The 23,006-nt window shown below is 72.8% G+C and carries 20 protein-coding genes; 8 read left to right on the top strand and 12 right to left on the bottom strand.

From position 1 onward, the window contains the following. The first annotated feature begins 4 nt into the window (after positions 1-4). Positions 5-760, top strand: coding sequence for a hypothetical protein (locus tag POD19_RS00545; RefSeq protein ID WP_340309242.1), 756 nt, complete (start codon positions 5-7; stop codon positions 758-760). 167 nt (positions 761-927) lie between these two features. On the opposite strand, the gene POD19_RS00540 is transcribed toward POD19_RS00545, so the two are convergent. Next, the gene (locus POD19_RS00540; protein ID WP_340309241.1) at positions 928-2,334 is read right to left on the bottom strand and encodes a polysaccharide biosynthesis tyrosine autokinase; all 1,407 of its coding nucleotides are present in this window, start codon (positions 2,332-2,334) and stop codon (positions 928-930) included. A 315-nt stretch (positions 2,335-2,649) separates the two neighbouring features. Between POD19_RS00540 and POD19_RS00535 the strand changes: the two genes are divergently transcribed. The 3 genes from POD19_RS00535 to pth all read left to right on the top strand — a co-directional run bounded on the left by POD19_RS00535 (position 2,650) and on the right by pth (position 5,205). Then, positions 2,650-3,813, top strand: coding sequence for an O-antigen ligase family protein (locus tag POD19_RS00535; RefSeq protein WP_340309240.1), 1,164 nt, complete (start codon positions 2,650-2,652; stop codon positions 3,811-3,813). 185 nt (positions 3,814-3,998) lie between these two features. Next, positions 3,999-4,622, top strand: a complete 624-nt coding sequence (locus tag POD19_RS00530) for a 50S ribosomal protein L25/general stress protein Ctc (protein ID WP_095695440.1) — start codon at positions 3,999-4,001, stop codon at positions 4,620-4,622. Between the two features lie 7 nt (positions 4,623-4,629). After that, positions 4,630-5,205, top strand: a complete 576-nt coding sequence (gene pth, locus POD19_RS00525; RefSeq protein WP_127435006.1) for an aminoacyl-tRNA hydrolase — start codon at positions 4,630-4,632, stop codon at positions 5,203-5,205. Positions 5,206-5,248: 43 nt separating this feature from the next. On the opposite strand, the gene POD19_RS00520 is transcribed toward pth, so the two are convergent. Then, on the bottom strand, positions 5,249-5,911 hold the full coding sequence (locus POD19_RS00520; protein ID WP_340309239.1) for an arsenate-mycothiol transferase ArsC: 663 nt from the start codon (positions 5,909-5,911) through the stop codon (positions 5,249-5,251). Next, on the bottom strand, positions 5,908-6,435 hold the full coding sequence (locus tag POD19_RS00515; protein WP_340309238.1) for a DUF2505 domain-containing protein: 528 nt from the start codon (positions 6,433-6,435) through the stop codon (positions 5,908-5,910). Before POD19_RS00515 ends, POD19_RS00520 begins: the two co-directional genes overlap by 4 nt. Before the next feature lie 184 nt (positions 6,436-6,619). Between POD19_RS00515 and POD19_RS00510 the strand changes: the two genes are divergently transcribed. Together POD19_RS00510 and mfd are read left to right on the top strand one after the other, a co-directional pair. After that, a complete protein-coding gene (locus tag POD19_RS00510) occupies positions 6,620-7,666 on the top strand; it encodes a MauE/DoxX family redox-associated membrane protein (RefSeq protein WP_340309237.1) in 1,047 nt (348 codons plus the stop codon). Further along, on the top strand, positions 7,663-11,319 hold the full coding sequence (gene mfd, locus POD19_RS00505; protein ID WP_340309236.1) for a transcription-repair coupling factor: 3,657 nt from the start codon (positions 7,663-7,665) through the stop codon (positions 11,317-11,319). Before POD19_RS00510 ends, mfd begins: the two co-directional genes overlap by 4 nt. 6 nt (positions 11,320-11,325) lie before the next feature. Here the strand turns inward: mfd and POD19_RS00500 are convergent, their stop codons facing one another. The 8 genes from POD19_RS00500 to POD19_RS00465 form a co-directional block, all read right to left on the bottom strand. Further along, complete coding sequence (locus POD19_RS00500) at positions 11,326-11,658, bottom strand: PqqD family protein (protein WP_144819177.1); 333 nt, start codon at positions 11,656-11,658, stop codon at positions 11,326-11,328. Then, positions 11,648-12,535 carry a nucleotidyltransferase family protein gene (locus POD19_RS00495; protein WP_144819176.1) on the bottom strand — a complete coding sequence of 296 codons (888 nt, stop codon included), beginning with the start codon at positions 12,533-12,535 and terminating at the stop codon, positions 11,648-11,650. Before POD19_RS00495 ends, POD19_RS00500 begins: the two co-directional genes overlap by 11 nt. A 626-nt stretch (positions 12,536-13,161) precedes the next feature. Next, positions 13,162-14,001 carry an arsenate-mycothiol transferase ArsC gene (locus tag POD19_RS00490; protein ID WP_144819175.1) on the bottom strand — a complete coding sequence of 280 codons (840 nt, stop codon included), beginning with the start codon at positions 13,999-14,001 and terminating at the stop codon, positions 13,162-13,164. Continuing rightward, a complete protein-coding gene (locus POD19_RS00485) occupies positions 13,998-15,065 on the bottom strand; it encodes an acyltransferase family protein (RefSeq protein ID WP_144819174.1) in 1,068 nt (355 codons plus the stop codon). The genes POD19_RS00490 and POD19_RS00485 overlap by 4 nt, the downstream gene beginning before the upstream one ends. A gap of 78 nt (positions 15,066-15,143) precedes the next feature. After that, on the bottom strand, positions 15,144-15,446 hold the full coding sequence (locus tag POD19_RS00480; RefSeq protein ID WP_144819173.1) for a hypothetical protein: 303 nt from the start codon (positions 15,444-15,446) through the stop codon (positions 15,144-15,146). Positions 15,447-15,504: 58 nt separating this feature from the next. After that, positions 15,505-16,194 (bottom strand): deoxyribose-phosphate aldolase, encoded by a 690-nt coding sequence (deoC, locus tag POD19_RS00475; protein ID WP_144819172.1) that lies wholly within the window; start codon positions 16,192-16,194, stop codon positions 15,505-15,507. 20 nt (positions 16,195-16,214) lie between these two features. Then, on the bottom strand, positions 16,215-17,945 hold the full coding sequence (locus POD19_RS00470) for a phospho-sugar mutase (protein WP_144819171.1): 1,731 nt from the start codon (positions 17,943-17,945) through the stop codon (positions 16,215-16,217). Next, on the bottom strand, positions 17,945-18,790 hold the full coding sequence (locus tag POD19_RS00465; RefSeq protein WP_044659714.1) for a purine-nucleoside phosphorylase: 846 nt from the start codon (positions 18,788-18,790) through the stop codon (positions 17,945-17,947). The genes POD19_RS00470 and POD19_RS00465 overlap by 1 nt, the downstream gene beginning before the upstream one ends. A gap of 127 nt (positions 18,791-18,917) precedes the next feature. Here POD19_RS00465 and POD19_RS00460 point away from each other — a divergent pair, with 127 nt between their 5' ends. Together POD19_RS00460 and POD19_RS00455 are read left to right on the top strand one after the other, a co-directional pair. After that, complete coding sequence (locus tag POD19_RS00460; protein WP_340309235.1) at positions 18,918-19,925, top strand: IS481 family transposase; 1,008 nt, start codon at positions 18,918-18,920, stop codon at positions 19,923-19,925. Positions 19,926-19,959: 34 nt separating this feature from the next. Beyond that, entirely contained in the window at positions 19,960-21,390 is a 1,431-nt protein-coding gene (locus POD19_RS00455) for an NAD(P)H-quinone dehydrogenase (RefSeq protein WP_445299756.1), read from the top strand. Positions 21,391-21,513: 123 nt separating this feature from the next. On the opposite strand, the gene POD19_RS00450 is transcribed toward POD19_RS00455, so the two are convergent. Next, positions 21,514-22,950, bottom strand: coding sequence for an MFS transporter (locus POD19_RS00450; protein WP_340309233.1), 1,437 nt, complete (start codon positions 22,948-22,950; stop codon positions 21,514-21,516). Positions 22,951-23,006 lie beyond the last annotated feature (56 nt).

The raw sequence follows: 23,006 nt of genomic DNA, 5'->3' as shown, positions 1-23,006 counted from the left end.
CGTCATGAACGCTCGCTCTGTTTCCACCCCCGCGTCAGGCCCGAGCCGGCGCGCCGTCGCCACCGGTCTGGCCTGGTCTGTCCCCGCCGTCGCCATGGTCTCGGCGGCACCGTCCTTCGCCGCTTCGCCGCGCAAGGATCCCGGCATCAACGGCTGGGTGCAGGTTACGTACCCAAAGCTTAGCAATTGCAACCGTAGGCTTGAGGTGAATTCGGCGCCCTCCGGCGGGGGCCGCACGCCCGACGGCGCGCCCTGGGGGCTCTACCTCTACGACGTCTCCAAGGACGCCAGCTACAGCGGCGCCAAGCTCGTCTACTGGGTGCGCGGTGACCACGTCAAGCAGAACAAGATCACCTGGAGTGCAGGCGCCCAGCATTCCGCGAAGTGGGGGCGTCCTGAGACGGGTGATCCGCAGACCAAGGCCGACGGTTTCATGTACACCCCCTACACCTGGACGTACACCGGCACCATCGACCCGAAGAACGTCAAGGATGACGGGCGGCTCTACCTCGAGAACTTCCATGTGCACACCAGTAGCTTCTCTCAGATGGAGGGGGGCAGGTGCGTGCCCCTGGACTACTGGGCGTACCGGGAGATCGTCGTGGATCCGGACGGGCCCAACGGCCCGCGGTCGCCCCAGACCCTGCACTTCGAACGCCGCAACGGCGACAGCGGCCCCTACCCTCCCCGCGCTCAGGGGCGTTCGGCAGCCACGCCGGATGCCGAGGACGCGGCGCAGGTGCAGAGTCACAGCCTCTGAGCCGACCCGCCCCCGTCGCGTGGGTGCAACCCTGTCCGGGTTGCCCAGGCGAGGGAGCGCGCGCTCAGTGATCGACGAGGTCGCCGCCAGTACTGGCCGGCGTGCACAGACGTAGTGGGGCCCCGCACCGGACGGTGCGGGGCCCCAGCGCGTGGAGGGGACTGGCGTCAGCCCTTCTTCGCGCGTGCGGCCCGACGGGACTTCTTTCCGCCCTTGCCGGCCGTGCCGGTGCCCTGCAGGTACTTGTCATGGGACTTTTGGTACGTGCTCGCGTACCCGTAGCCGTAGGAGTAGCCGCCGCCGCGCTGGGAGCGCGCGACGCCGTTCATGACGACGCCCAGCAGATGCGCGTCCACCGCGGAGAGATTCTCCACAGCCGCCTCCAGGTGGTCCTTGCGGGTCCGCCCCTGACGCACCACGAGCACAGTCCCGTCCACGGCCGTGGCTAGGAGGGAGCCGTCCGTGACGGGCAGCAGGGGAGGGGAGTCGACGATGACGAAGAAGTCCTCCGATGCCAGCTTCAGCAGGGCCCGCATGCGCTTCGAGCCCAGCAGCTCCGACGGGTTCGGGGGCGTCCGGCCGGCGGGGAGCAGCGTGAGGTTCGGGATGCCGGTGGCCGCGAGGGCGTCGTCCGGCTGCACCTCACCGGCCAGCACCTCGGAAAGGCCCACGTCGCCTGCCACCTGGAAGAGGTCGTGCTGCCGGGGCCGCCGCAGGTCGGCGTCCACCACGAGCACCCGTTCGCCGGCCAGGGCCAGGGCGCGGGCCAGGTTCGATGCGACGGTCGACTTGCCCTCGGAGGGGTCCGCGCTCGTGAACGAGACGACGCGGGGCGGCTCGTCGACGGAGACGAACTTGAGATTGGTGCGCAGCGCCCGGATGGCCTCGCCGGCCCGGGGGTCGAGGTCCACGGCCTCCTCGCCCGTGCGGGTCAGGGACGCGTTCTCCGGGACGGCCCCGATGACGCCGGCGCCGGTGATCTCCTTCACGTCGGCGCGGCTGCGCACCTTCACGTCCAGGAGGCGGCGGAGCACGGCGATGGCGAGTCCCGCACCCAGTCCGGCCACCGCGCCCAAGAGGACGTTGCGCCGGGTGTCAGGGCTCACGGGGGCAGAGGGCACGCGGGCATCGGACAGCGGCACGACCTCCAGCGGGCTGTTCTTGTCCACGTCCGCCGCCACGTCCGCCGTCGCCTGCAGTGCACTGTTCGCCAGCTGCGCGGCGGTCTCGGGATCCGTCGAGGTGGCGGTCACCTTGATCATGCTGGACTCGGGGACGAGCACCGCGGAGAGCGAGCCGTCGCCGTCCTGCCCCGTGTCCTGTGCCACGCGTTCACGCACGGCCTCGCTGTTGATCAGGGCGACGTAGGCCTGAGCCCGGCTCTCGGCGGGCAGGTTGCTGGTGATGAGGCTCTGATCTGCAGCCCGGGCGGCGAGGAACCCCTGAGATTCGGACGCGTAGATCCGGGGCTGCAGTGCGGAGTAGCCCCAACCCAACAGACCCCCCACGAGGGCTGCTGCCAGGAGCAGCAGGAGGTTGGCGCGCAGGAGGCGGAAGAAGTCGACGATCGTCACGGGGCACCTCGGGGGTCATGGACGGGGATGCGCGGGCCGTTGTGGCCAGGAAACGCACAGGTCCACGGTACCAACACCCACCGTGCGCTCTGAGGCCCCGAGGACGAGGCCCGCCACCGCGCTACGCTGAGCCGAGTATTGCCCGGCGTCCACGAAAGGTTCCGCACCATGCGCCCGAGCACGCCCCGTGACCGGACGGCTGCCCGCGCCATGGGGGCCGTCGCGCCACCCGAGGCCCGGCCTGCCAGGCGTCACCCCTCACTCGGCCTCTTCCCGGACGGTCAGGCCGCGTGGACCCGCTCCCCGTGGAACCCCTTGGTCACGCCGGCCTCACCGCGGCTGTTCGAGGCCGTGCTGGCCATCGGCCTGGTGATGGATGCGTTCACCGCTCCCGGCCTGCCGATCCCGTTCGCGGAGTTCTCCGCCATCCTTCTGCTGCTCCTCGCCTCATTCCGGCAGCCCCGCCGGGACCTCTCCCACTACGGCGTGCTGGCCCTCGTCGCACTGGCCCTGGTGGCGTATCTCGTCGCGGTGACCGTGCACAACGACCTCGACCCCACGCGTCGCGCCACGAGGATCACGCTCCTGATCCTGCTGATCTACGCCATCGCCAGCGAGAGGATCGACATCAAGGGCGTCCTCTACGGGATGACGGCCGGCGCACTGATCAACGTGCCCCTCTTCTACGCGGGCCTGGCCCCGGACACCTACGGCGGCTACCTCACCGGGTTCCTGGGGGACAAGAACGTCTCCGGCCTCTTCTACGCGCTCCTGCCCGTGCTGCTCGTGGCCACCATGCAGCGCCTGGGCCCCAAGCTCCTCGTGCTGGGCGCCGGCTTCGCCCTGACGTTCCTCACCGGCTCGCGGACCTCGATGGCCGGTCTGCTCTGCGCCGTCGTGTGGATCCTCGTGAGCCCCTACCTGGGGCGGGTCCTCCGTATCGCACTCGCCGTCGTCATGGGCTGGTTCGTCAGCTGGGCCGAGGAGAACCTGGCCGACCTCGGCATCTTCGGAGACCGCACGGGCACGGACTGGTTCCGGGCCGAGATCCAGCAGGCGTCCGCGGAGAAGGTGGCCGACACCTCGTTCTTCGGCCAGGGGCTCTCCACCGCCTTCGTCGATCTGGACAACGTGACCATGTTCTTCCACAACTCCTATCTGGGGTTGCTGGTGGAGGGCGGCTGGCCGTTCCTGATCGTGGTGGTGGGCGCCTACCTGTGGCTGTGCCTGCGGCCCTTCGCCCGGACGCACCGATCGCCGTCGCGGGTGGCCGTCGAGGCCGCCGCGGTCATCATCCTGGTCACCTCCCTTCAGCTCGGTGAGGTGTTCATCACGATCTTCGGTGCCATCGTGCTCGGCTGCGGCCTGCTGCTGAGCGCCCAGGAGGACGACGAATCCCACGGCGCGTCTGCGGGTGAGCGGGCTCACCGCCGCAAGCTGGACCGCATCGTGGAGCGGTCCCGGCGCGCGGGCGTCTGAGCCGGCCCGCCGGCGCCGGTGCTATCCTGTCCAGGTTGCCCAGGCGAGGGAGCGCGCGCTCCGTGATCGACGAGGCCGCCGCCGCGCGTCAGCATGCTGACCCGCTGCGGCACTGAAGCCCCCTCCTGGCCGCATCCCGCGCCGCCCCCGGTTGCGCGGCCGAGACCCCCACAGGAGGACGCATCATGTCTGACCAGCTCAAGATCAAGGTCACCCGCCGCACCGACTTCGGCAAGGGTGCCGCCCGCCAGGCCCGCCGCGCCGGCCTGATCCCCGCCGTCGTCTACGGCCACGGCCAGGAGCCCGTGCACCTGCTGCTGCCGGCCCAGGAGACCACCCTGGCCGTCCGCAACCCCAACGCCCTGCTCACCGTCGTGAACGAGGCCGGTGAGGAGCACCTGGTCCTGCCCAAGGACATCCAGCGCCACGCCATCAAGGACACCGTGGACCACCTGGACCTCATCGAGGTCCGTCGCGGCGAGAAGGTCGTCGTCGAGGTCACCGTGCAGGTCGAGGGCGAGGTCGCCCCCGGCACCGAGTACGTGCTGGACTACGCCACCGTGCCGGTCGAGGCCGACGCCACCGACCTGCCCGAGGTCGTCACCATCTCCATCGAGGGCCGCGAGGCCGGCGACCACGTGTACGCCCCGGACGTGCAGGTCCCGGCCGGCGCCACCCTGCAGCTCGAGGACGACATCGTCATCGCCACCGTCAACGAGGTCGTCGAGCAGGACCTTGGCGACGAGTCCGTGCAGGAGGAGCAGGCCGCCGAGTCTGCCGAGGGCGAGTCCGAGGGCTCCGAGGCCTGATCACGCCATGACGACGGGGACCACGCTCATCGTCGGGCTCGGCAATCCCGGGCCCGAGTACGAGCGCACCCGTCACAACGTCGGCCAGATGGTGGCGGATGAGCTCGCCTCCCGCATGGGGGTCGGGTTCACCCGCCACCGGGCCGGCGCCGTGGTGGCCACGGGTCGCCTCGGCATCGGGGGGCCGCGCGTCGTGCTCGCGAAGTCCACCGGCTACATGAACGTCTCCGGGCGCCCCGTCTCCGCGCTGGCGTCCTTCTACGGGATCGGACCCGAGGACCTCGTGGTGGTCCACGACGAGCTGGACATCCCGTTCGACACCCTGCGTCTCAAACGCGGCGGGGGAGAGGGCGGCCACAACGGCCTGAAGTCCATCACCGCCTCGCTCGGCACGAAGGACTACGCCCGCGTGCGCGTCGGCATCGGCCGCCCCCCGGGCCGCATGGACGTGGCTGACTTCGTGCTGCGCCCCTTCACCAAGCCCGAGCAGGACGTCCTGCCGCTGCACGTGGACCGCGCGGCGGACGCCGTGGAGAAGCTCGTCACGGACGGACTCGAGGCCGCCCAGCAGGCGTTCCACTGACCTTCCACCCCGCGGCGTCGACGACGCGCGGGCCGTCCGGGTCTCAGTCCGCGAGGCTCACGGCGCGGGCCAGGGCATCCGCGATGGTCTCCAGGGCAGGATCCATGATCTGGATCATCTCCGCGTACCCCTCCACCGGCCCGCGGAACGGGTCCACGACGTCGAGGGGCTGGGCGGTCGACCGCGCGAGGGCCCGGTGGCGGGCCGCCTCGGCGGCGAAGGCACGCACTCCGCGACCGGCCGGGATCCAGTCCCGCCCGTCCCGCTGGTCCATCGCGCGGACCAGCGCCGCGAGCTCCAGCACGGTGAACACCCGCGCGACGGCCTGCGGCACTTCTTGGAGTGCGAAGCGCATGTGCTCCTGAGCCGCGGCCAACACGAGATCCGCCTCCTCGACCATGAACGGCTGCAACGCGGCGGGACGGTGGCCTTCCAGCCCGGTGACGCCGGCCTCGGCGCCGAGCCGCACGAGCGGCGGCGGCACCGTCAGGGCCTGGTTCGGCTGGGAGCCGGCGCTGCCGACCTCCACCCGGCCGGGGACCAGAGCCGCCAGCCGGCCCTGCAGGGCCCGGCTCGCATAGGCCGAGCGGCACACGTTGCCGGTGCACACGATGAGCACGGCGTCCGGCGCCGGCAGCGCCCGACGTCCCCGCCGGGCCGGCGGAGCCGAGCTCGACAGCGCCGGGCGACGGGAGAACGAGATCAACCGCGCGTGGCTCCGTCGTCACGCTCGAGCCACGAGGACAGCGCCCGGGCCTGGTGATTGACGACCTTGCCCACCATCGGCTCGGCCTTCGCCGCGAGCTTCGAGCCCACCAGCGGGATCCGGCAGACGAGGGTGCCGTCCACGGAGAACTGGGAACCCTCACCGGCGGCGGTCAGACGGAGGGAGCCGTCCGCCGTCGCCTTGGCGGAGGGCACGGTGATGGTGGTGGTGCCGGCGCGGGAGCCGTCCGCGGCGGGCGCGTCCCAGCGCTCCACCTGCTCTACCTGGAGGGCGGAGCCGATGAGCTTGCGGGCCATGTCCGGGACCCGGTCCGGGATGCGGTCCGCGGGCAGGGAGCGCACGGCGGTGACGGTCATCGCGCCCTCCGGGGATCCCTCCACGGAGAACGAGACCAGGGAGCCGCCGAAGGACTCGACCATGGAACGGTGGAAGTCCTCGGACGCCAGGGCGGCTGCCACGGCCGCCGGCGGGTGCGGGATGGACTGCTGAGCGGAAAAGGCCACGGTGTCTCCTCGGGGTCAAGTCGGGCCGCGCCCGGCGGGCCGTGCGTGGGCCGGCGCCGGTTCGCCGACGGCGATGGGCGTCCATCCCTCACCTTATATGCTGGCCTCCGCGACCCGGGCCCCGTGCACGGCGCCGGGACCGGCCGCGCGACCCCTCGTGAACCCCCTGGAAGGTGTGTCCGCCATGTCGGCACTCTGGGCCGTGGCCCTCATCATGCTCCTGAGCGGGACGGCGAAGCTCCGTTCCGGCGAGGACGTGCAGGCCACGTTCACCCGACTCAGGGTGCCCCGCCCGTTCGCGGCCCCCGCCCTGGCGCGCGCGTTCCCCTGGCTCGAGCTGCTGCTCGCCGCCGCCCTCCTGCAGCCCTTCACCCTGCTGCGTCCCGTCGTCGGCCTGGTGGCCGTGGCCCTCTTCGCCGCCTTCCTCGCGCTCGTGGTCCGGGCGAAGGACGACGGCGTCTCGTGCGGCTGCTTCGGGGAGGCCTCGGCCGCCCCGATCTCCCGCACCACGGTGGTCCGCAACGTCGTCTTCCTGGTGCTCGCCGTCCTGGCCCTGGTGGAGGGGATCGTCTCGCTGGCGGTGCACGGCGCGGGCCTGGCCTGGCAGCCGCTCACCGCCTTCGGCGCCGGGGCGTGGGCGTGGGCCCTGCTCGTGTCCGTGCTGCTCGCGACCGCCGCGTTCCTGGCCGGGCGCGAGTCCGTCCCGGCCGCACCCGACGCCGCCCCGGCGACGCCCACGCCTGAGGCCCCGGCCGCCGTCGACCCGGTCGACGGTGCCGAGCCCGAACGCCACCCGTTCCCGGACGCCGTCGTGGTCGCGGACGGCGAGTACACCGGTCTGCACCGGCTGGTCGCGGACGGGGCCGTGGTGGCCCTGCGCCTGTCCACGGGGTGCGGCTCCTGCGCGCGGGTGATCGAGCGGCTGGACGAGTTCAAGGACGCGCTCGGGCCGGTCCGGCTGCGGGTCCTCATGCCCCAGCACGCCCCCGGCGCCGAGGGGGCGATCCACAGCGGCGCCGTCGACGCGTCGCTCGTGCTCGCCGACCCGGCCGGCGCCGCCTCGCAGGCCCTCGGCCTGCACTCGTTCCCCACCGCGGTGCTGCTCGGCACGGACCGGCTCACCGCCGGCGGCCCGGTGGGCGGCGCCGACGACGTCCTCGCCTTCCTCGAAGAGATCCGGGAGATCATGACCACCGAACTGCCCGCCGCCACCCCGGAGGTCCGCGCATGAGCGCCCCCGAGACCACCCCCGTCCTCGCCCCGCTGCTGCCGCGCCTGCGCGCCGAACGCGCCATCGAGGCGGCCGCCGCCTCCGCCGCCCGGCCGCTCGAGGCCCGGGGCGTCGAGCTGGAGATCGGGCTGCCCGACGGCGCCCGCGCGCCCCTGCTGACCGTCCTCGCCGAGGCGCTGGCCGAGGGCCACGGCGAACGCGCCGCCGTCCTCGTGGTCACCGCGACCACCCGCGAGGCCGAGGACCTCGTGACCGACCTGGCCGCCTGGGCCCCCGCCGGTGCCGCCGCGATGTTCCCGTCCTGGGAGACGCTGCCGCACGAGCGCCTGTCCCCGCGCTCGGACACCGTGGGCGCGCGCCTGGCCGTGCTGCGCCGCCTCGCCCACCCGGAGGAGCATGCGGAGGGCCCGCTGCGCGTCGTCGTCGCCCCCGTGCGCGCCGTGCTGCAGCCCCTCGTGGCCGGGCTCGGCGAGCTGAGCCCCGTGACCCTGCGGACGGGGGAGGAGCGGGACTTCGACGGCGTGGTGGCCGCGCTCGCGGACGCCGCCTACTCGCGCGTGGACATGGTCAGCCGGCGCGGCGAGTTCGCCGTGCGCGGCGGGCTGATCGACGTGTTCCCGCCCACCGAGGACTACCCCGTGCGCATCGAGTTCTTCGGGGACGAGGTGGAGCAGATGCGCTGGTTCTCCGTGGCGGACCAGCGCTCCCTCGAGGACACCACCCAGGACGGCTCGGGCCACCCCTCCGAGCTGTACGCGCCCCCGTGCCGGGAGCTGCTGATCACGGACCACGTGCGCCGGCGCGCGAAGGAGCTGATCCCGGTCATGCCCGCCGCCGCGGACATGCTGGACCGCATCGCCGAGGGCGTGGCCGTGGAGGGCATGGAGTCCCTCTCCCCGCTGCTGGCCGAGGCCATGACGTCGCTGCCCCGCATGCTGCCCACGGGCTCGCTGACCGTCCTCGTGGAGCCCGAGCGCCTGCGCGGCCGCGCCGACGACCTGCTGGCCACCAACGAGGAGTTCCTCCAGGCCGCGTGGGCCGGTGCCGCGCAGGGAGCGGTCGCCCCGGTGGACGTGGCCGGGGCGGACCAGTCCGCCGCGGGCGGCTTCCTCACCGTGGCCGAACTCCGCGCGGCCGCCCTCGAGCAGGACCAGGGGTTCTGGTCCGTCACCGCGCTGGTCTCGGACGACGAGCTGCTGCCCGACGCCGCCACCCTGCGCGCCACCCTCGGCGTCCCGCAGACCTTCTCGGGCGACATCGAGGCCATGGTCGCGCACACCCGCGTCCGGCTCGCGGAAGGGTGGCATGCCGTGGTCCTCACCGACGGCCCCGGCTCCGCCCGCCGTCTCGCCGAGCTCAACGCGGAGGCCGGCCTCACGGCCTCCGTGGTGGACGGGCCCCTGCCCGCCGACCTCGCCCCGGGGCGGGTCTCCATCGCGACGGCGCCCGTCGGCTCCGGCTTCACGATCCCGGACGCGCAGATCGCCCTGATCACGGAGCACGACCTCTTCGGCCGGCACCGCACCGCGGGCACGCGCGCCCCCGGGGCGCGGCTGGCCCGGAAGCGGCGCAACGCCGTCGACCCGCTGACCCTGCAGCCCGGCGACCACGTGGTGCACTCCCAGCACGGCATCGCCCGCTTCGTGGAGCTGCAGCGCCGCAAGGTCACCGGCGGCCCGCGCACCGCCCCCGGCGCCGAGGAGTCCTACCGCGAGTACCTCGTACTTGAGTACGCGCCCTCGAAGCGCGGCGCCCCCGGCGACCGGCTGTTCGTGCCCACCGACCAGCTCGACCTGATCTCCTCCTACGTGGGCGGGGAGACGCCGTCGCTGTCCAAGATGGGCGGCTCGGACTGGGCCCAGACCAAGTCCAAGGCCAAGCGCGCCACCCGCGAGATCGCCGGCGAGCTCATCCGTCTGTACTCGGCCCGCATGGCCTCGCGCGGCCACGCGTTCGCCCCGGACACCCCGTGGCAGGGCGAGCTGGAGGAGGCGTTCCCGTTCATCGAGACGCCGGACCAGCTGACCACCATCGAGGACGTCAAGAAGGACATGGAGGCGGCCGTGCCGATGGACCGGCTCGTCTCCGGTGACGTCGGCTTCGGCAAGACCGAGGTGGCCGTGCGCGCCGCGTTCAAGGCGGTGCAGGACGGCAAGCAGGTGGCCGTGCTCGTCCCGACGACGCTGCTCGCCCGTCAGCACCACCAGACGTTCTCCGACCGGTTCGCCGGCTTCCCCGTGAAGGTGGCCGCGCTCTCCCGGTTCCAGACCGCCAAGGAGTCCAAGGAGGTCGTCGAGGGGCTCGCGCACGGCGAGGTGGACGTGGTGATCGGCACCCACCGGCTGCTCTCCGACCAGGTGCAGTTCAAGGATCTGGGCCTGGTGATCGTGGACGAGGAGCAGCGCTTCGGTGTCGAGCACAAGGAGGCGCTGAAGAAGATGCGCACCAACGTGGACGTGCTCGCCATGTCCGCCACGCCCATCCCGCGCACCCTGGAGATGTCCCTCACCGGCATCCGTGAGACCTCCACGCTGGCCACCGCCCCGGAGGAGCGCCACCCGGTGCTCACCTCGGTGGGCCCGTACTCGGACCAGCAGGTCACCGCGGCCATCCGCCGCGAGCTGATGCGCGAGGGCCAGGTGTTCTACGTGCACAACCGCGTCACCACCATCGACAAGGTGGCCAAGCGCATCGCCGAGCTGGTGCCGGAGGCGCGGATCGCCGTCGCCCACGGCAAGATGAGCGAGGCCCGGCTCGAGCAGATCATGGTGGACTTCTGGGAGCGGAAGTTCGACGTGCTCGTCTCCACCACGATCATCGAGACCGGCCTGGACATCGCCAACGCCAACACCCTGATCGTGGAGGACGCCCACCGCTACGGCCTCTCGCAGCTGCACCAGCTGCGCGGCCGCGTGGGCCGTGGCCGCGAGCGGGCGTACGCGTACTTCCTGTACGACCCGCAGAAGCCCCTGGGCGAGGTGGCCCTCGAACGGCTCAAGGCCGTGGCCACCCACAACGAGCTCGGCGCGGGCATGCAGCTGGCCATGAAGGACCTCGAGATCCGCGGCGCCGGCAACCTGCTGGGCGGGGAGCAGTCCGGCCACATCGCCGGCGTGGGCTTCGACCTCTACCTGCGGATGGTGGGCGAGGCCGTGGCCGACTTCAAGGGCGAGGAGGACACCGCGCCCGCCGAGGTGAAGGTGGAGCTGCCGGTCAACGCCCATCTGCCGCACGACTACGTGCCGGGGGAGCGGCTGCGCCTGGAGATGTACCGCAACCTCGCCCAGGCCGCGGACGACGCCGCCGTGGACGCCGTGGTGGAGGAGCTCAAGGACCGGTACGGCCCGCTGCCGGAGCCGGTGGAGGCACTCGTCGCCGTCGCCCGGTTCCGCAACCGGGCGCGGGCCGCGGGCGTCACCGAGGTGATGCTGCTGGGGCAGAACGTGAAGTTCGGGCCCGCCGCGGACCTGCCGGAGTCCCGTCAGATGCGCCTGACCCGCATGTACAAGGGCGCCCAGGTCAAGCCGGCCCTGAACGGCGTCCTCATCCCGCGTCCCAAGACCAAGCCGGTCATGGGTCAGGACCTCGTGGACGTCCCGCTGCTCGAATGGGCGCAGCAGGTCGTCGACGCGATCTTCGCGCCGGAGGGCTGAGCCGGGTCAGGCCGTCCGCACGCGGACGAGGACGCCGTGTGCCTCGAGCATCTCGAGGAAGGCGTGGACGTCGGCCGCGACGTCGGCGGGGGCGAGACCGAACGCGTCCGCGACCTGGACCGTGACGTCCGCCGCCGACAGCGGCGCCGGCGGATCCGCGACCAGGTCGTCCTCCGGGGTGCGGCCGCCCACGAGGACGTCCCAGATCACGTCGCCCGAGGCGCTCAACAGCAGCGGCTGACCGGCCTCGAGCGTCATGACGGCGGCCTGGCCGCCGGCGGTGCGGGCCCACGCGATGTCGGGGGCGAGCGCCCAGCCCTCGGCGGTCTCAACGGTCACGGCGCACCGCCTTCGTCCAGGCCCAGCCGGCGAGTGCACCGAGCCGGGCGCGCTGTTCGCGCCACAGGTCCGCGCGGGTGACAGGCCGGCCCAGGCGCATCTGCAGATGGGGGCGGTTCACCGGGATCGTGCGGGCCACGAGGACGGCCCGCTGCCGCGCGGTGGCGGCCGACTGCCACCGGGTGCGGAACAGCTCGAGACCGCTCTGGCTCTCGTGCAGCGCCGCGAAGAGGGCCCGCTGCCGGGTGTCGACGCCGTCGGTGGCCTCGCCCGTGGCGACCTGCCAGGCCGCACTCGCGTCCAGCCGGTGGGCTTCCTGGCGAAGGGCGGCCCAGCACTCGGCGGGGAGGGATTCCCGGATGTGCCGGACGTCGCGGCCACCGCGGAACGGGTCGCGGGCCGCGTGGACGATCACGACGAGCCGCTGGTGGCGCGGGCTCGGCACCGGGACAGACCGGCCGGCGATCACGAGGTGGACGTGCTCGCTCCACAGGGCGTCGAAGGCCGCCTCGGGGGACGCGCCGAGGCCGGGGAAGAGCCGATGCACGTCCACATACCCCAGCTGGTCGTGCCAGAGCGTGGCCGCGTGCTGGAAGATCGATCCTTCCGAGAAGGTGGCGACCGGTTCCCAGCCGTGGGAGCGCAGGAGTGCGATGACGGCGGCGGCATCGGCCGGGTGGACCAGCAGGTCCACGTCCGAACTGCGGCGGTGCTCGGGGTAGACGCCGGGCTCGGTGGCGTAGCCCTTGAGGTGCAGGCCCCGGATGCCGGCCCGGTCCAACAGATGCGTGATGCGGGCGTGGGCGAGGCGGACGCGGACCTCGAGGTCCAGGGACGGCGGGGCGGCCGGTCGCTGTCCCGTCGCACGTTCCCCCATGGCCGCGAGCTTAGTCGACCGAAAGGAGGGCCGGCGGTGACTGTGCCGGATGCCCGGTGCAAAGTTAAAGGGGGTTCAGGTGGATTCGTGGACTGACGGCGCGAGACCCGCACGCTCCCGGGTGCTCCGTGTTGACGTACCATCCATGAACGCGTGGCAGGACTCGCGATGAGCTGCGCGACCTGTCTAGATCCACCTGCAGAGTTCCATTCTCATGTTCACCGAGCATGCCGTTCCCGGCGATCGTCCCCCTGCCGCAGGGCATCCCAGACCTGGACTGGTTGCGCTAATGGGCGCGGACCGCGGGCTTCATCGGTCTTGTTGACTGCATCGCCCGCGGTCGGCTCAGTCGCCGCTCGCTCTGGTGCGGACGCGGCGGTGGAAGGTGGCCCTGCTCGTCACCGCCGCGGTGTGCGTCTTCCTCACGGGCCCTGCACCTCCATGGCGGGCTTGGCGTGCGCCGTCCTGTGGCTCTGGTCGACGCCGCAGATGGGGGTGGCGTCGTGCTCGTCCTCGCCATCCTCGGCGCCTACGCATTCTTAGGCTGCGCCTGTCCGCCCCCCGGCTGCGCACCCCTGCGCGTGGCAGTGGAGGCGGCCCCGTCCCCGATCTCTGACGCCGGCCGGTCAGGCGCCCGTCGGCTCCTCGTCCACGACGTCCCCGTCGAGGGCCCGGGCGATCTCCCACGCCAGCAGCTCGACGATCGGCTGCGCGGTCTGCGCCATCGCGGCGTAGCCCTCGGCGGGGCCGCGGAACGGGTCCGGCAGATCCGCGTCCGGTCGCTCCCCGTGGGCGATCAGGCGGGAGCGCAGCTCCGCCAGCGCCGTGACGAGCGCGGTGACGCCCGCGCCCGGAGGGACCGCCGCGGCGAGCTCCTCGCCGTGGTCGCGCAGGAGGGTGCCCATGCCGAGGATCGTGAAGGTCCGGCGCACCGCCGCGGGGTCCTCGCGCAGCACCTCGTCCAGGTGGTCGTCCGTCGCGGTCAGGACGAGGTCCTGGTCCGCCAGCGAACGCCCGGTCAGCTGCTGCGGCCGATGCTGCGTCAACGCGGCGCGGACTCGGCGGCTCGGCGCGAGGTCGAGCAGCGGACCGGGGACGGTCAGCGCCTGGTTCGGCTCCGTGCCCGCGCTCGTGACCTCCGCGCGGCCCCGGTCGCCGAGCAGGGCGTTGAGCTGCGCCTGCAGCGCGTACTCCACGTAGGCGGAGCGGCAGATGTTGCCCGTGCACACGACGAGGACGCGGGCGCTCGGCAGGGGGCCGGGGGCACGGGCGGCCGGGTGGGGGCGGAACGCCGGGCCGAGCCGGAACTCGGCGAGGCGATCCTCCCGCGCCGTGGAGGCCGCCGGGGCGCCGGCGTCACCGCCGTCACCCGCCGGGTGGCCGCCGTCGCGGGCCGGCACCTCGGGCTCCTCCGGCGTCGGCGGCAGGAACGGATTGCGGATCGGGGGGCGATGATCCCTGCTCATGGGTGTGTCCTCTCCGAGGCGGTCGTGACGCGCGGCAGCGCGGACGTGACGGGGTGCGGGGGATCCACGTGTCGCAGGCGGTGCACCGGGTGCCAGCGGCGGCGCGCCCCCGTGAACGGCTTGGACAGGGGGGTGGCGAGCAGGGCGAGGCCTGCCAGCCAGCTGAGGGCGAGCGCGAGGGCGAACTTGGCGGCGTTGTCCTCCACGCCGTGCCGCGTGACCCACATCAGCACCCAGCCGTGCAGCAGCACCACCACCGTGCCCGTCCGGACCAGGGCGGTGATGGCGCGGCGCAGGGCCTGACCCGTCCCGGTGCGTCGGGCGAAGGAGCGCAGCAGCCCCTCCACCGTGGAACCGAACACGAGCACCATCCCCGCGGACATCAGGACGCCCACGGCGGGGGTGAGCACCGGCGTGCCGAAGCCGCCGAATTTGATGTTGGGCGGCTCCAGGCCCAGCCGGACCGCGACCAGCCCGAGCAGCACCAGGCCGACGCCGATGAGCGTCCGATGGCGCCGCACGTGCGGCTGGACGCGGCGGCGGAACGTCTCGCCGCTGAGGACGAACAGCAGGCAGGGCAGGGCCAGCCCGACGCCCAGTGGCGTGCGGGCGATCGCGGAGTCCGGCACGAAGTGGGCCAACGCGAGCCCGGCCAGGCCCACGGCCCAGGCGACGGCGGACGGGAAGCGCTCGAGGAATCGGCGCAGCACCGTGGTGAAGAACAGGACGGAGATGAACCAGAACGCCCACCACGGGGGCTCCTGGTCCGCGCCCCCGTACCAGCCGGTGAGCATCAGGCGCCGCAGCAGGTCGGGGTCGTCGCCGAACCACGCGAACGCGGCCACGGACATGAGCGCCGCCCACACCAGGTAGGGCACCATCAGGCTCCGGAAGCGGCCCCGCACGTCCGTGGCCCAGGGGCGGCCGCGCGTCCAGAAGTAGCCGGTGAGGAAGAAGAACAGCGGCATCCGCCAGATCTCCAGGTACCGGCTGAAGGTGAGGTCCGTCAGGTACGCATGACCCAGCACCACCGCCGCGATGGAGACAAGCCGAAGGGCGTCCACCCCCGTGTTGCGGGTGGACGCCCTTCGGCGCGCGGCGGCCGGACGACCGGTGTCAGCGATCCTCGGCTCCGGGATGGCTCAGCGGTGCGCGGCGCCGGTCTCGACCGCGTGGGCGCCGGCGGCGTGCTCGACGGCGGGACGGGTGTGGATGGCGGTGGTGTCCACGGTGTCGCTGCGGCCCAGGAACGCCTTGGGGATCAGGAAGGCCACGGTGGCCAGGGCCAGCGCGATCAGGCCGGGGACCCAGACCGACTCGAGCGTCCAGAAGCCCATGGCGTAGAGGCAGCCGAGGAACGCGCCGAAGGCGACGATGAAGGCGATCAGGGAACCCCAGACGCCGCCCACGTTGGAGTGGTCGATGGCCTTGCCGTTGCGGATCACGTGATGCTCCTTCGGTGCGGTCCCGGCCGGGGCGGACGCCCGGCCGAAGTGATGCGAGTCAGTCGGACCCCAGGATAGCAAGGGCGGAGCTGGCCCCGATCCGGGTGGCCCCGGCCCCGATCATCGCCAGGGCGGCCGCGCGGGTGCGCACCCCACCGGAGGCCTTCACGCCGATGCCCTCGCCCACGGTGCGGCGCATCAGCGCGACGTGCTCGACGGTGGCGCCCGCCGTGGAGAAGCCCGTGGAGGTCTTCACGAAGTCCGCCCCGGCCTCGACCGCGGCCTCGCAGGCCAGGACGATCGCGTCGTCGTCCAGGAGGGCGGTCTCCACGATCACCTTGAGCAGCGCCCCGCCGTCGCGCGCGGGGCCGTCCGCGTGCGCGGCCTCGGCCACGGCGCGGATGTCCGAGACGAGCCGGGCGCGGTCCCCGGCACGGGCCGCGGCGACGTCGAGGACCATGTCCACCTCGTCCGCGCCAGCGTCGATCGCCTGCCGGGCCTCGAAGGCCTTGACCTCCGAGGCGTTGGCGCCGAGGGGGAAGCCGATCACGGTGCAGGTCAGCACGTCCGAGCCCGCGAGCTCGGCGGCCACCAGCGGCACCCACACGGGGTTGATGCAGACGCTCTTGACCCCGGCCTCGCGGGACTCGGCCACGAGGCGGCGCACGTCCGCCTCCGAGGTGTCGGCCTTCAGGGCGGTCGCGTCGATGTACTTCGCCAGCTCGGCGGTGGTGAGGGAGACGGTCATGTCCGCCAGCCTACCGAGGCTCAGCCGCCCACGAGGGCCGTCACCTCGGCGCGCAGCGCCTCGAGCCGCTCGGCGGCCGCGGCCGGGTCGGCGTCCCGGGTGCCGAGGTAGCACTTGAGCTTCGGCTCGGTGCCGGACGGGCGCACGAGGACGCGGGTGCCGGAGTCGGTGGCGAACAGCAGCGCGTCCGTCGGCGGCAGCCCGTCCCCGCCGGCGGCCAGGTCCCGGCGCACGGTGACCGGCTCGCCCGCGAGCGTGGCCGGCGCCAGCTGACGCAGGGCCGCCATGGTGCGGGCGATCAGGGACAGGTCCGCCACGCGGACCGAGACCTGGGCGCTGGGCATGGCGCCGGTGACCGCGTCGACGTCGGCCAGGGCGTCCGTCAGGCCGCGTCCCTGCGCCTTGAGGGCGGCGGCCAGCTCCGCGGCCATGAGGGCGGCCGTGATGCCGTCCTTGTCCCGCACCATGTCCGGGTCCACGCAGTAGCCGAGGGCCTCCTCGTAGCCGAAGCCGAGGTCCGGGGCGCGGGAGATCCACTTGAAGCCGGTCAGCGTGACGTGGTGCCTCACCCCGTTCGCCTCCGCCAGGGCGGCCAGCTGCGGGGAGGAGACCACGGAGTTCGCGGCGCTGCGGCCGGCCGCGTGCAGGGCCGGCATCGCGTGCGCGCCCAGCAGCGTCCCGACGGCGTCGCCCGAGAGCATCCGCCACGTGCGGACGCCGTCCGCGTCGGTGACGGGCGCGGCCAGGGCCAGGCGATCGGCGTCGGGGTCGTTGGCGATCACCAGGTCCGCGTCCACCTCGGCGGCCAGGGCGAGGGCGAGGTCCATCGCCCCCGGCTCCTCCGGGTTGGGGAACGCGACCGTGGGGAAGGCCGGGTCCGGGGCGGCCTGCTCGGCCACCACGTGGACGGGGCCGAAGCCGGCGTCCTCGAGCAGGCCCGGGACCACGGCGCCGCCCACCCCGTGCAGGGGCGTGTAGACCACGCGCAGGTCGCGGTGGCCGTGCCGGTCGTCGTCGAGCACGCCGAGGGCCGCCGCGCGGTAGGCCTCCAGCAGGTCCGGCCCGGCCACGGTCCAGCCGTCGTCGGCGAGCGGGATGTCCGCGGCCCACGCGGCGTGGTCGATGCGGGCGGCGATCTGCGCGTCCGCGGGGGAGACGATCTGCGCCCCGCGACCCGCCTCGTCCGTGAGCCGCCCGCCGAGGTAGACCTTGTAGCCGTTGTCCGCGGGCGGGTTGTGGCTGGCCGTGACCATCACGCCCGCGTCCGCGCTGAGATGGCGCACCGCGAAGGCGAGCACCGGCGTCGGCAGCGGGTCCGGCAGCAGGACGGTCTGCACGCCCGCGGCCGTCAGGACGGCGGCCGTGTCCGCGGCGAAGGAGGCCGAACCGCGCCGCGCGTCGTACCCGACGACGGCCAGCGGCGGGGCCGCGTCCCGTCCGACGCCGTCCCACAGGTGGGCGGCCAGACCCGCCGCGGTGCGGCGCACCACGAGCCGGTTCATGCGGGACTCGCCCGGGCCCTCCTCGGCGCGCAGGCCGGCGGTGCCGAACACGAGCGGCCCGGCGAAGCGCGCGGCGAGCACCGCCCGGGCGGCCGCGGCCTCCGGGCCGACGCCGGCGGCCGCATCGAGCTCGGCGCGCAGGGTGTCCCGGTGCGCGGGATCGGGGTCCTCCGCCGCCCACCGCTCAGCCCGGGCGAGGACGTCCTCCGGGAGCGCGGCGACGTCGTCGTGCGGGGGATGCGCGGGCATCAGAGCCGCCCCACGATGTCCGCGAGCAGGCGCGCGATGCGCGGGCCGGCGGCCTGGCCGGCCTCGACGACCTCGGCGTGGGACAGCGGCGTCTCCGAGATGCCGGCGCCGAGGTTGGTCACCAGCGAGATGCCGAACACCTCCAGCCCGGCGTGACGGGCCGCGATCGCGTCCAGTGCCGTGGACATGCCGACGAGATCGCCGCCGAGGGTGCGCGCCATCCGCACCTCGGCGGGGGTCTCGTACTGCGGGCCGGCGAACTGGACGTACACGCCCTCGCGCAGGGACGGGTCCACCTCGCGGGCGATCGCGCGCAGCCGCGGGGAGTAGAGGTCGGTCAGGTCCACGAACGTGGCGCCGACGAGCGGGGTGGCGCCGGTGAGGTTGATGTGGTCCGCGATCAGGACGGGGGTGCCCGGGGCGATCTCCGGGTCCAGGCCGCCGCAGCCGTTGGTCAGCACCACGGTGCGCGCCCCAGCGGCGGCGGCGGTGCGGACGGTGTGCGCCACGGCCTGGGCGTCGCGGGACTCGTAGAAGTGCGTGCGCGAGCCGAAGACGAGGGCGTGCGTGCCGTCCGGCAGGCGGACCGAGCGGATCACCGCGTTGTGACCGGGCACCTTCGGGGCGTGGAAGCCGGGCACCTCGGCCAGCGGCACGGCGGCGACCTCGTCGCCGATCAGGCCGGCGGCCTCGCCCCAGCCGGAGCCGAGGACGACGGCGACGCGGTGCTCCGCCACGCCCGTCGCCCGGGCGATGGTGTCGGCGGCCGCGCGGGCCTCGGCGAAGCCCGGATGGTCGCCGGTCAGGGGGGAGTCGGGGGAGGGGATGCTGGTCTGGTCGGTCACGTCGTGGAGTCTAGGTGTTGTGGGTCATGAGGTTCTTGCCACGGGGTACGGGCTGAGATGAGACGAGCGGGCCTCTCCCGCAGGATGGAAGTTCCTCAACAACCCACCTGCCCGAAAAGACCCACTCATGACTCACGCTAACGCACCCCTGACCCCGACCGGCCGTCTCAGGATGGTCCACCGCCACCTGCACGACGGCATCCCGCAGGCACACGTGGCCGCCGAGTTCCGGGTGAGCCGGCCCACGGTGGCCACCTGGGTCGCCCGCTACCGCGCCCAGGGAGAAGCCGGCCTTCAGGACCTGCCCAGCCGGCCGCACCGTTCACCTGCCCAGCTCGATCCGGTCCTGGTCGCCCAGATCCACGCCCTGCGGCGGGAGCGCAAGTGGTCCGCACGGCGCATCCATCACCACCTCGTCTCCGAGGGCCACCGGGTGTGTCTTCGTACCGTGGGACGGTGGCTGCACCGACTCGGGATCTCCCGCCTACGGGACCTGACCCCGGCCGGAGAAGACCTGCGCCAACGACCCCAGAAGATCACCGCGAGAGGGCCAGGGCACATGGTGCACCTGGATGTGAAGAAGATCGGGAAGATCCCAGACGGGGGCGGCTGGCGCACCCACGGACGTGAAAGTGAAGCAGGCCGTGCTTCCAAGCGTGGTGCAGGCCGGCGGGTCGGCTACACCTACCTGCACTCGGCGATCGACGGGTTCACCCGGCTGGCGTACACCGAAGCGTTGGAGGACGAGCGGGCGGCCACGACCGTGAGCTTCTACTGCCGGGCGAGGGCGTTCTTCGCCGCCCACGGCATCACCGTGGACCGGGTGATCACGGACAACGGAAACAACTACCGGGCCGCGGACTTCACCGCGAAGGTGGTCTCGCTCGGAGGCCGGCATCACCGGATCCGCCCCTACACCCCTCGTCACAACGGGAAGGTCGAACGCTACAACCGGCTGATGGTCGATGAGGTCCTCTACGCCCGCCCGTATACCTCAGAGACGGCTCGGCGTGAGGCCCTGCAGGTGTGGGTGAACCACTACAACTACCATCGGCCTCATACCTCCTGCGCAGAGGCTCCTCCGGCCTCACTGGCCCCGGCCCGAGTCAACAACGTCATGCCCTCCTACAGCTAGGACTTTCCCGTCCGCGGCGGACACAATGGAGCCCGTGACCGAGGAAAACAGCACCTTCATCCCGTCCCTGACCATCATCGGCGGCGGCCCCGGCGGCTACGAGGCCGCCATGGTGGCCGCGAAGCTGGGCGCCCGCGTGACCCTGGTCGAGCGCCAGGGGTTGGGCGGCGCGGCCGTCCTCACGGACGTGGTCCCCTCCAAGACGCTGATCGCCGCCGCCGACTCGATGCGCCGCGTGGGCGCCTCCGTGGACCTGGGCGTCGATCTCGGCGGGGCCGAGGTCCACGCGGACATGGGCCAGGTCGGCCGCCGCATCCTGAACCTGGCCCACGAGCAGTCCTCGGACATCCGCGCGGGCCTCGAGCGGGTCGGCGTCCGGGTGATCGACGGCGTGGGCCGCGTCGTCGGCCCCCACGAGGTGTCCGTCCGCGCCCTCGACGACGCCGACTCCGGCGCCGAGCCCGAGATCATCACCTCGGACGCGATCCTCGTGGCCGTCGGCGCGAGCCCCCGCGAGCTGCCCACCGCCGTCCCGGACGGCGAGCGGATCTTCAACTGGAAGCAGGTCTACAACCTCAAGGAGCTTCCCGAGCACCTGATCGTCGTGGGCTCCGGCGTCACCGGCGCCGAGTTCGCCTCGGCCTACAACCGCCTCGGCGCCAAGGTCACCCTCGTCTCCTCGCGTGACCGCGTGCTCCCCGGGGAGGACGCCGACGCCGCCGAGCTGCTCGAGAAGGTCTTCGAGGACAACGGCCTCAGGGTGGTCGCCCGCTCCCGGGCCGAGGCCGTCGAGCGGACCGAGACGGGCGTGCGCGTGCACCTCTCCGGCGAGGGAGCCGAGGACACCCCGTCGATCGAGGGCTCCCACGCGCTGGTGGCCGTCGGCGGCGTGCCGAACACGGCGGGCCTCGGCCTCGACGACGTGGGCGTGAAGCTGGCCGACTCCGGCCACGTGATCGTGGACGGCGTCTCCCGCACGTCCGTGCCGAGCATCTACGCGGCGGGCGACTGCACGGGCAAGCTCGCCCTCGCCTCGGTGGCGGCCATGCAGGGGCGCATCGCCGTCGCCCACCTGCTCGGCGACGCCCTCAAGCCGCTGCGCCCGCACCTGCTGGCCTCGAACATCTTCACCTCGCCGGAGATCGCCACCGTGGGCGTCACGCAGGCGCAGGTGGACTCCGGCCAGTACCAGGCGGACGTGCTGCGCCTGGACTTCCACACCAACCCCCGCGCCAAGATGTCCGGCGCGGAGGAGGGGTTCGTGAAGATCTTCGCGCGACAGGGTTCCGGCACCGTGATCGGCGGCGTGGTGGTCTCGCCGCGCGCCTCCGAGCTGATCTACGCGCTCGCGCTCGCGGTCACGCACAAGCTGCACGTGGACGACCTCGCGGATACCTTCACCGTGTACCCGTCCATGTCCGGGTCGATCGCGGAGGCGGCGCGCCGCCTGCACGTGCGCATCTGACCCAGAGACGACTTTTGGTCGTGAGATAGGGCCTATCTCACGACCGAAAGCGTCCATTCCCCCGATTTCACGTTCGACAGTGCGGGCGTGGGGCGCGGGGGGAGCGCCGGGGGCCGGCCGGGGTCAGCGCGCGGCGCGGCGCTCCCGGGCCGAGGTGACGGTGTCGAGGTCCGTGTGGCGGGTCTCGGGGGAGAGCACCAGCGCGATGACGGTGATCGCTGAGGCGGCGGCCAGGTAGTAGCCGACGTAGGAGACGTCGAACTTCTGCACCAGCCAGGCGGCGATGAACGGGGTCAGCGCGGCGCCGAGGATCGAGGACACGTTGTAGGCGATGCCGGAGCCGGTGTAGCGCGTGTTCGTGGGGAACAGCTCAGGCAGCACTGCGGACATGGGCCCGAAGGTCAGACCCATGAGCGTCATGCCCGTGGCCAGGAACGTCAGCATCAGCGGCACGTTCAGCTCCGCGCCCACGCCCATGTTCTCCGGCGCGAGCCACAGGCCGAACGAGAGGCCGAACAGCACCATGAGCACCGAGATCACGATCAGGGTGGGGCGGCGGCCGAAGCGGTCCGCCAGCAGGCCGGAGACCGGCACGAACGCCGCGAAGAACAGGATGCCGACCAGCTGCAGCACGAGGAACTCGGCGTAGGGGACGCCCAGGAAGCCGTTGGCCGGCTTGCCGATCGCGTAGGAGAGGATCCACGTGGTCATCAGGTAGAAGAGCACGTAGGTGGCGTACATGACGAAGGTGCCCAGGATCAGCTCCCACCAGTTGCGGCGGAACACCTCGCCCAGCGGCGCCTTCACACGCTGGTCGCGGTCGAGGGCGCGTTGGAAGACCGGGGTCTCCTCGAGCTTGACGCGGACGTAGAGGCCCACGGCCACCATCACGATCGAGAGCAGGAACGGCACGCGCCACACCCACGTGAGGAACGGGCCGTCGAGCACCGGGCTCGTGGAGTCGTGGCCGAAGCCGAGCACCAGCGCGAGGAACAGGCCGTTGGCCAGCAGGAAGCCGATCGGCGCGCCGAGCTGCGGCCACATGGCCGCCTGCGCGCGCTTGCCGTCCTTGGCGTACTCGGTGGCCAGCAGGGCGGCGCCGGACCACTCGCCGCCGAGCCCCAGGCCCTGGAAGAAGCGCAGCAGCGTCAACATGGCCGGCGCCCACAGGCCGATCTGGAAGTACGTGGGCAGCAGGCCGATGAGGAACGTCGCGATGCCCATGGTCAGCAGCGAGCCGATGAGCGTGGTCTTGCGGCCCACACGATCGCCCAGGTGGCCGAAGACGACGGCGCCCAGCGGTCGGGCGACGAACGCCGCGCCGAAGGTGGCCATGGAGGCCAGCAGGGCCGTGTTGTCGTCGCCGCCCGCGAAGAAGATCAGCGGGAACACCGAGACGGCGGCCGTGGCGTAGATGTAGAAGTCGTAGAACTCGATCGAGGTGCCCACGAGCGAGGCGATGATGACCCGCGAGCGGGGCACCTCCTCCGCAGTGGCGACCGCGTCCGACGTGAGATCGGTGGGGGCGCCCGGGTTCGCGGGCGGGGTGGAGTGGGACATGGTGTCTCCCTGGTATGACGGGCACAGGGGGTCGCGAACGACCACGATGTGAGACG

Source organism: Micrococcus sp. GPGPB33 (assembly GCF_037853785.1).
Taxonomy (GTDB): Bacteria; Actinomycetota; Actinomycetes; order Actinomycetales; family Micrococcaceae; genus Micrococcus; species Micrococcus luteus.
This window is presented reverse-complemented; position numbering and strand designations above follow the sequence as displayed.

Bases quoted from the DNA above. Each gene is read 5' to 3' on its own strand.
- deoC (WP_144819172.1), bottom strand. From the start codon at position 16,194: ATGACCGTCTCCCTCACCACCGCCGAGCTGGCGAAGTACATCGACGCG.
- POD19_RS00530 (WP_095695440.1), top strand. From the start codon at position 3,999: ATGTCTGACCAGCTCAAGATCAAGGTCACCCGCCGCACCGACTTCGGC.
- pth (WP_127435006.1), top strand. From the start codon at position 4,630: ATGACGACGGGGACCACGCTCATCGTCGGGCTCGGCAATCCCGGGCCC.
- mfd (WP_340309236.1), top strand. From the start codon at position 7,663: ATGAGCGCCCCCGAGACCACCCCCGTCCTCGCCCCGCTGCTGCCGCGC.
- POD19_RS00470 (WP_144819171.1), bottom strand. From the start codon at position 17,945: ATGCCCGCGCATCCCCCGCACGACGACGTCGCCGCGCTCCCGGAGGAC.
- POD19_RS00495 (WP_144819176.1), bottom strand. From the start codon at position 12,535: ATGGGGGAACGTGCGACGGGACAGCGACCGGCCGCCCCGCCGTCCCTG.
- POD19_RS00460 (WP_340309235.1), top strand. From the start codon at position 18,918: ATGACTCACGCTAACGCACCCCTGACCCCGACCGGCCGTCTCAGGATG.
- POD19_RS00450 (WP_340309233.1), bottom strand. From the start codon at position 22,950: ATGTCCCACTCCACCCCGCCCGCGAACCCGGGCGCCCCCACCGATCTC.
- POD19_RS00490 (WP_144819175.1), bottom strand. From the start codon at position 14,001: ATGAGCAGGGATCATCGCCCCCCGATCCGCAATCCGTTCCTGCCGCCG.
- POD19_RS00510 (WP_340309237.1), top strand. From the start codon at position 6,620: ATGTCGGCACTCTGGGCCGTGGCCCTCATCATGCTCCTGAGCGGGACG.
- POD19_RS00545 (WP_340309242.1), top strand. From the start codon at position 5: ATGAACGCTCGCTCTGTTTCCACCCCCGCGTCAGGCCCGAGCCGGCGC.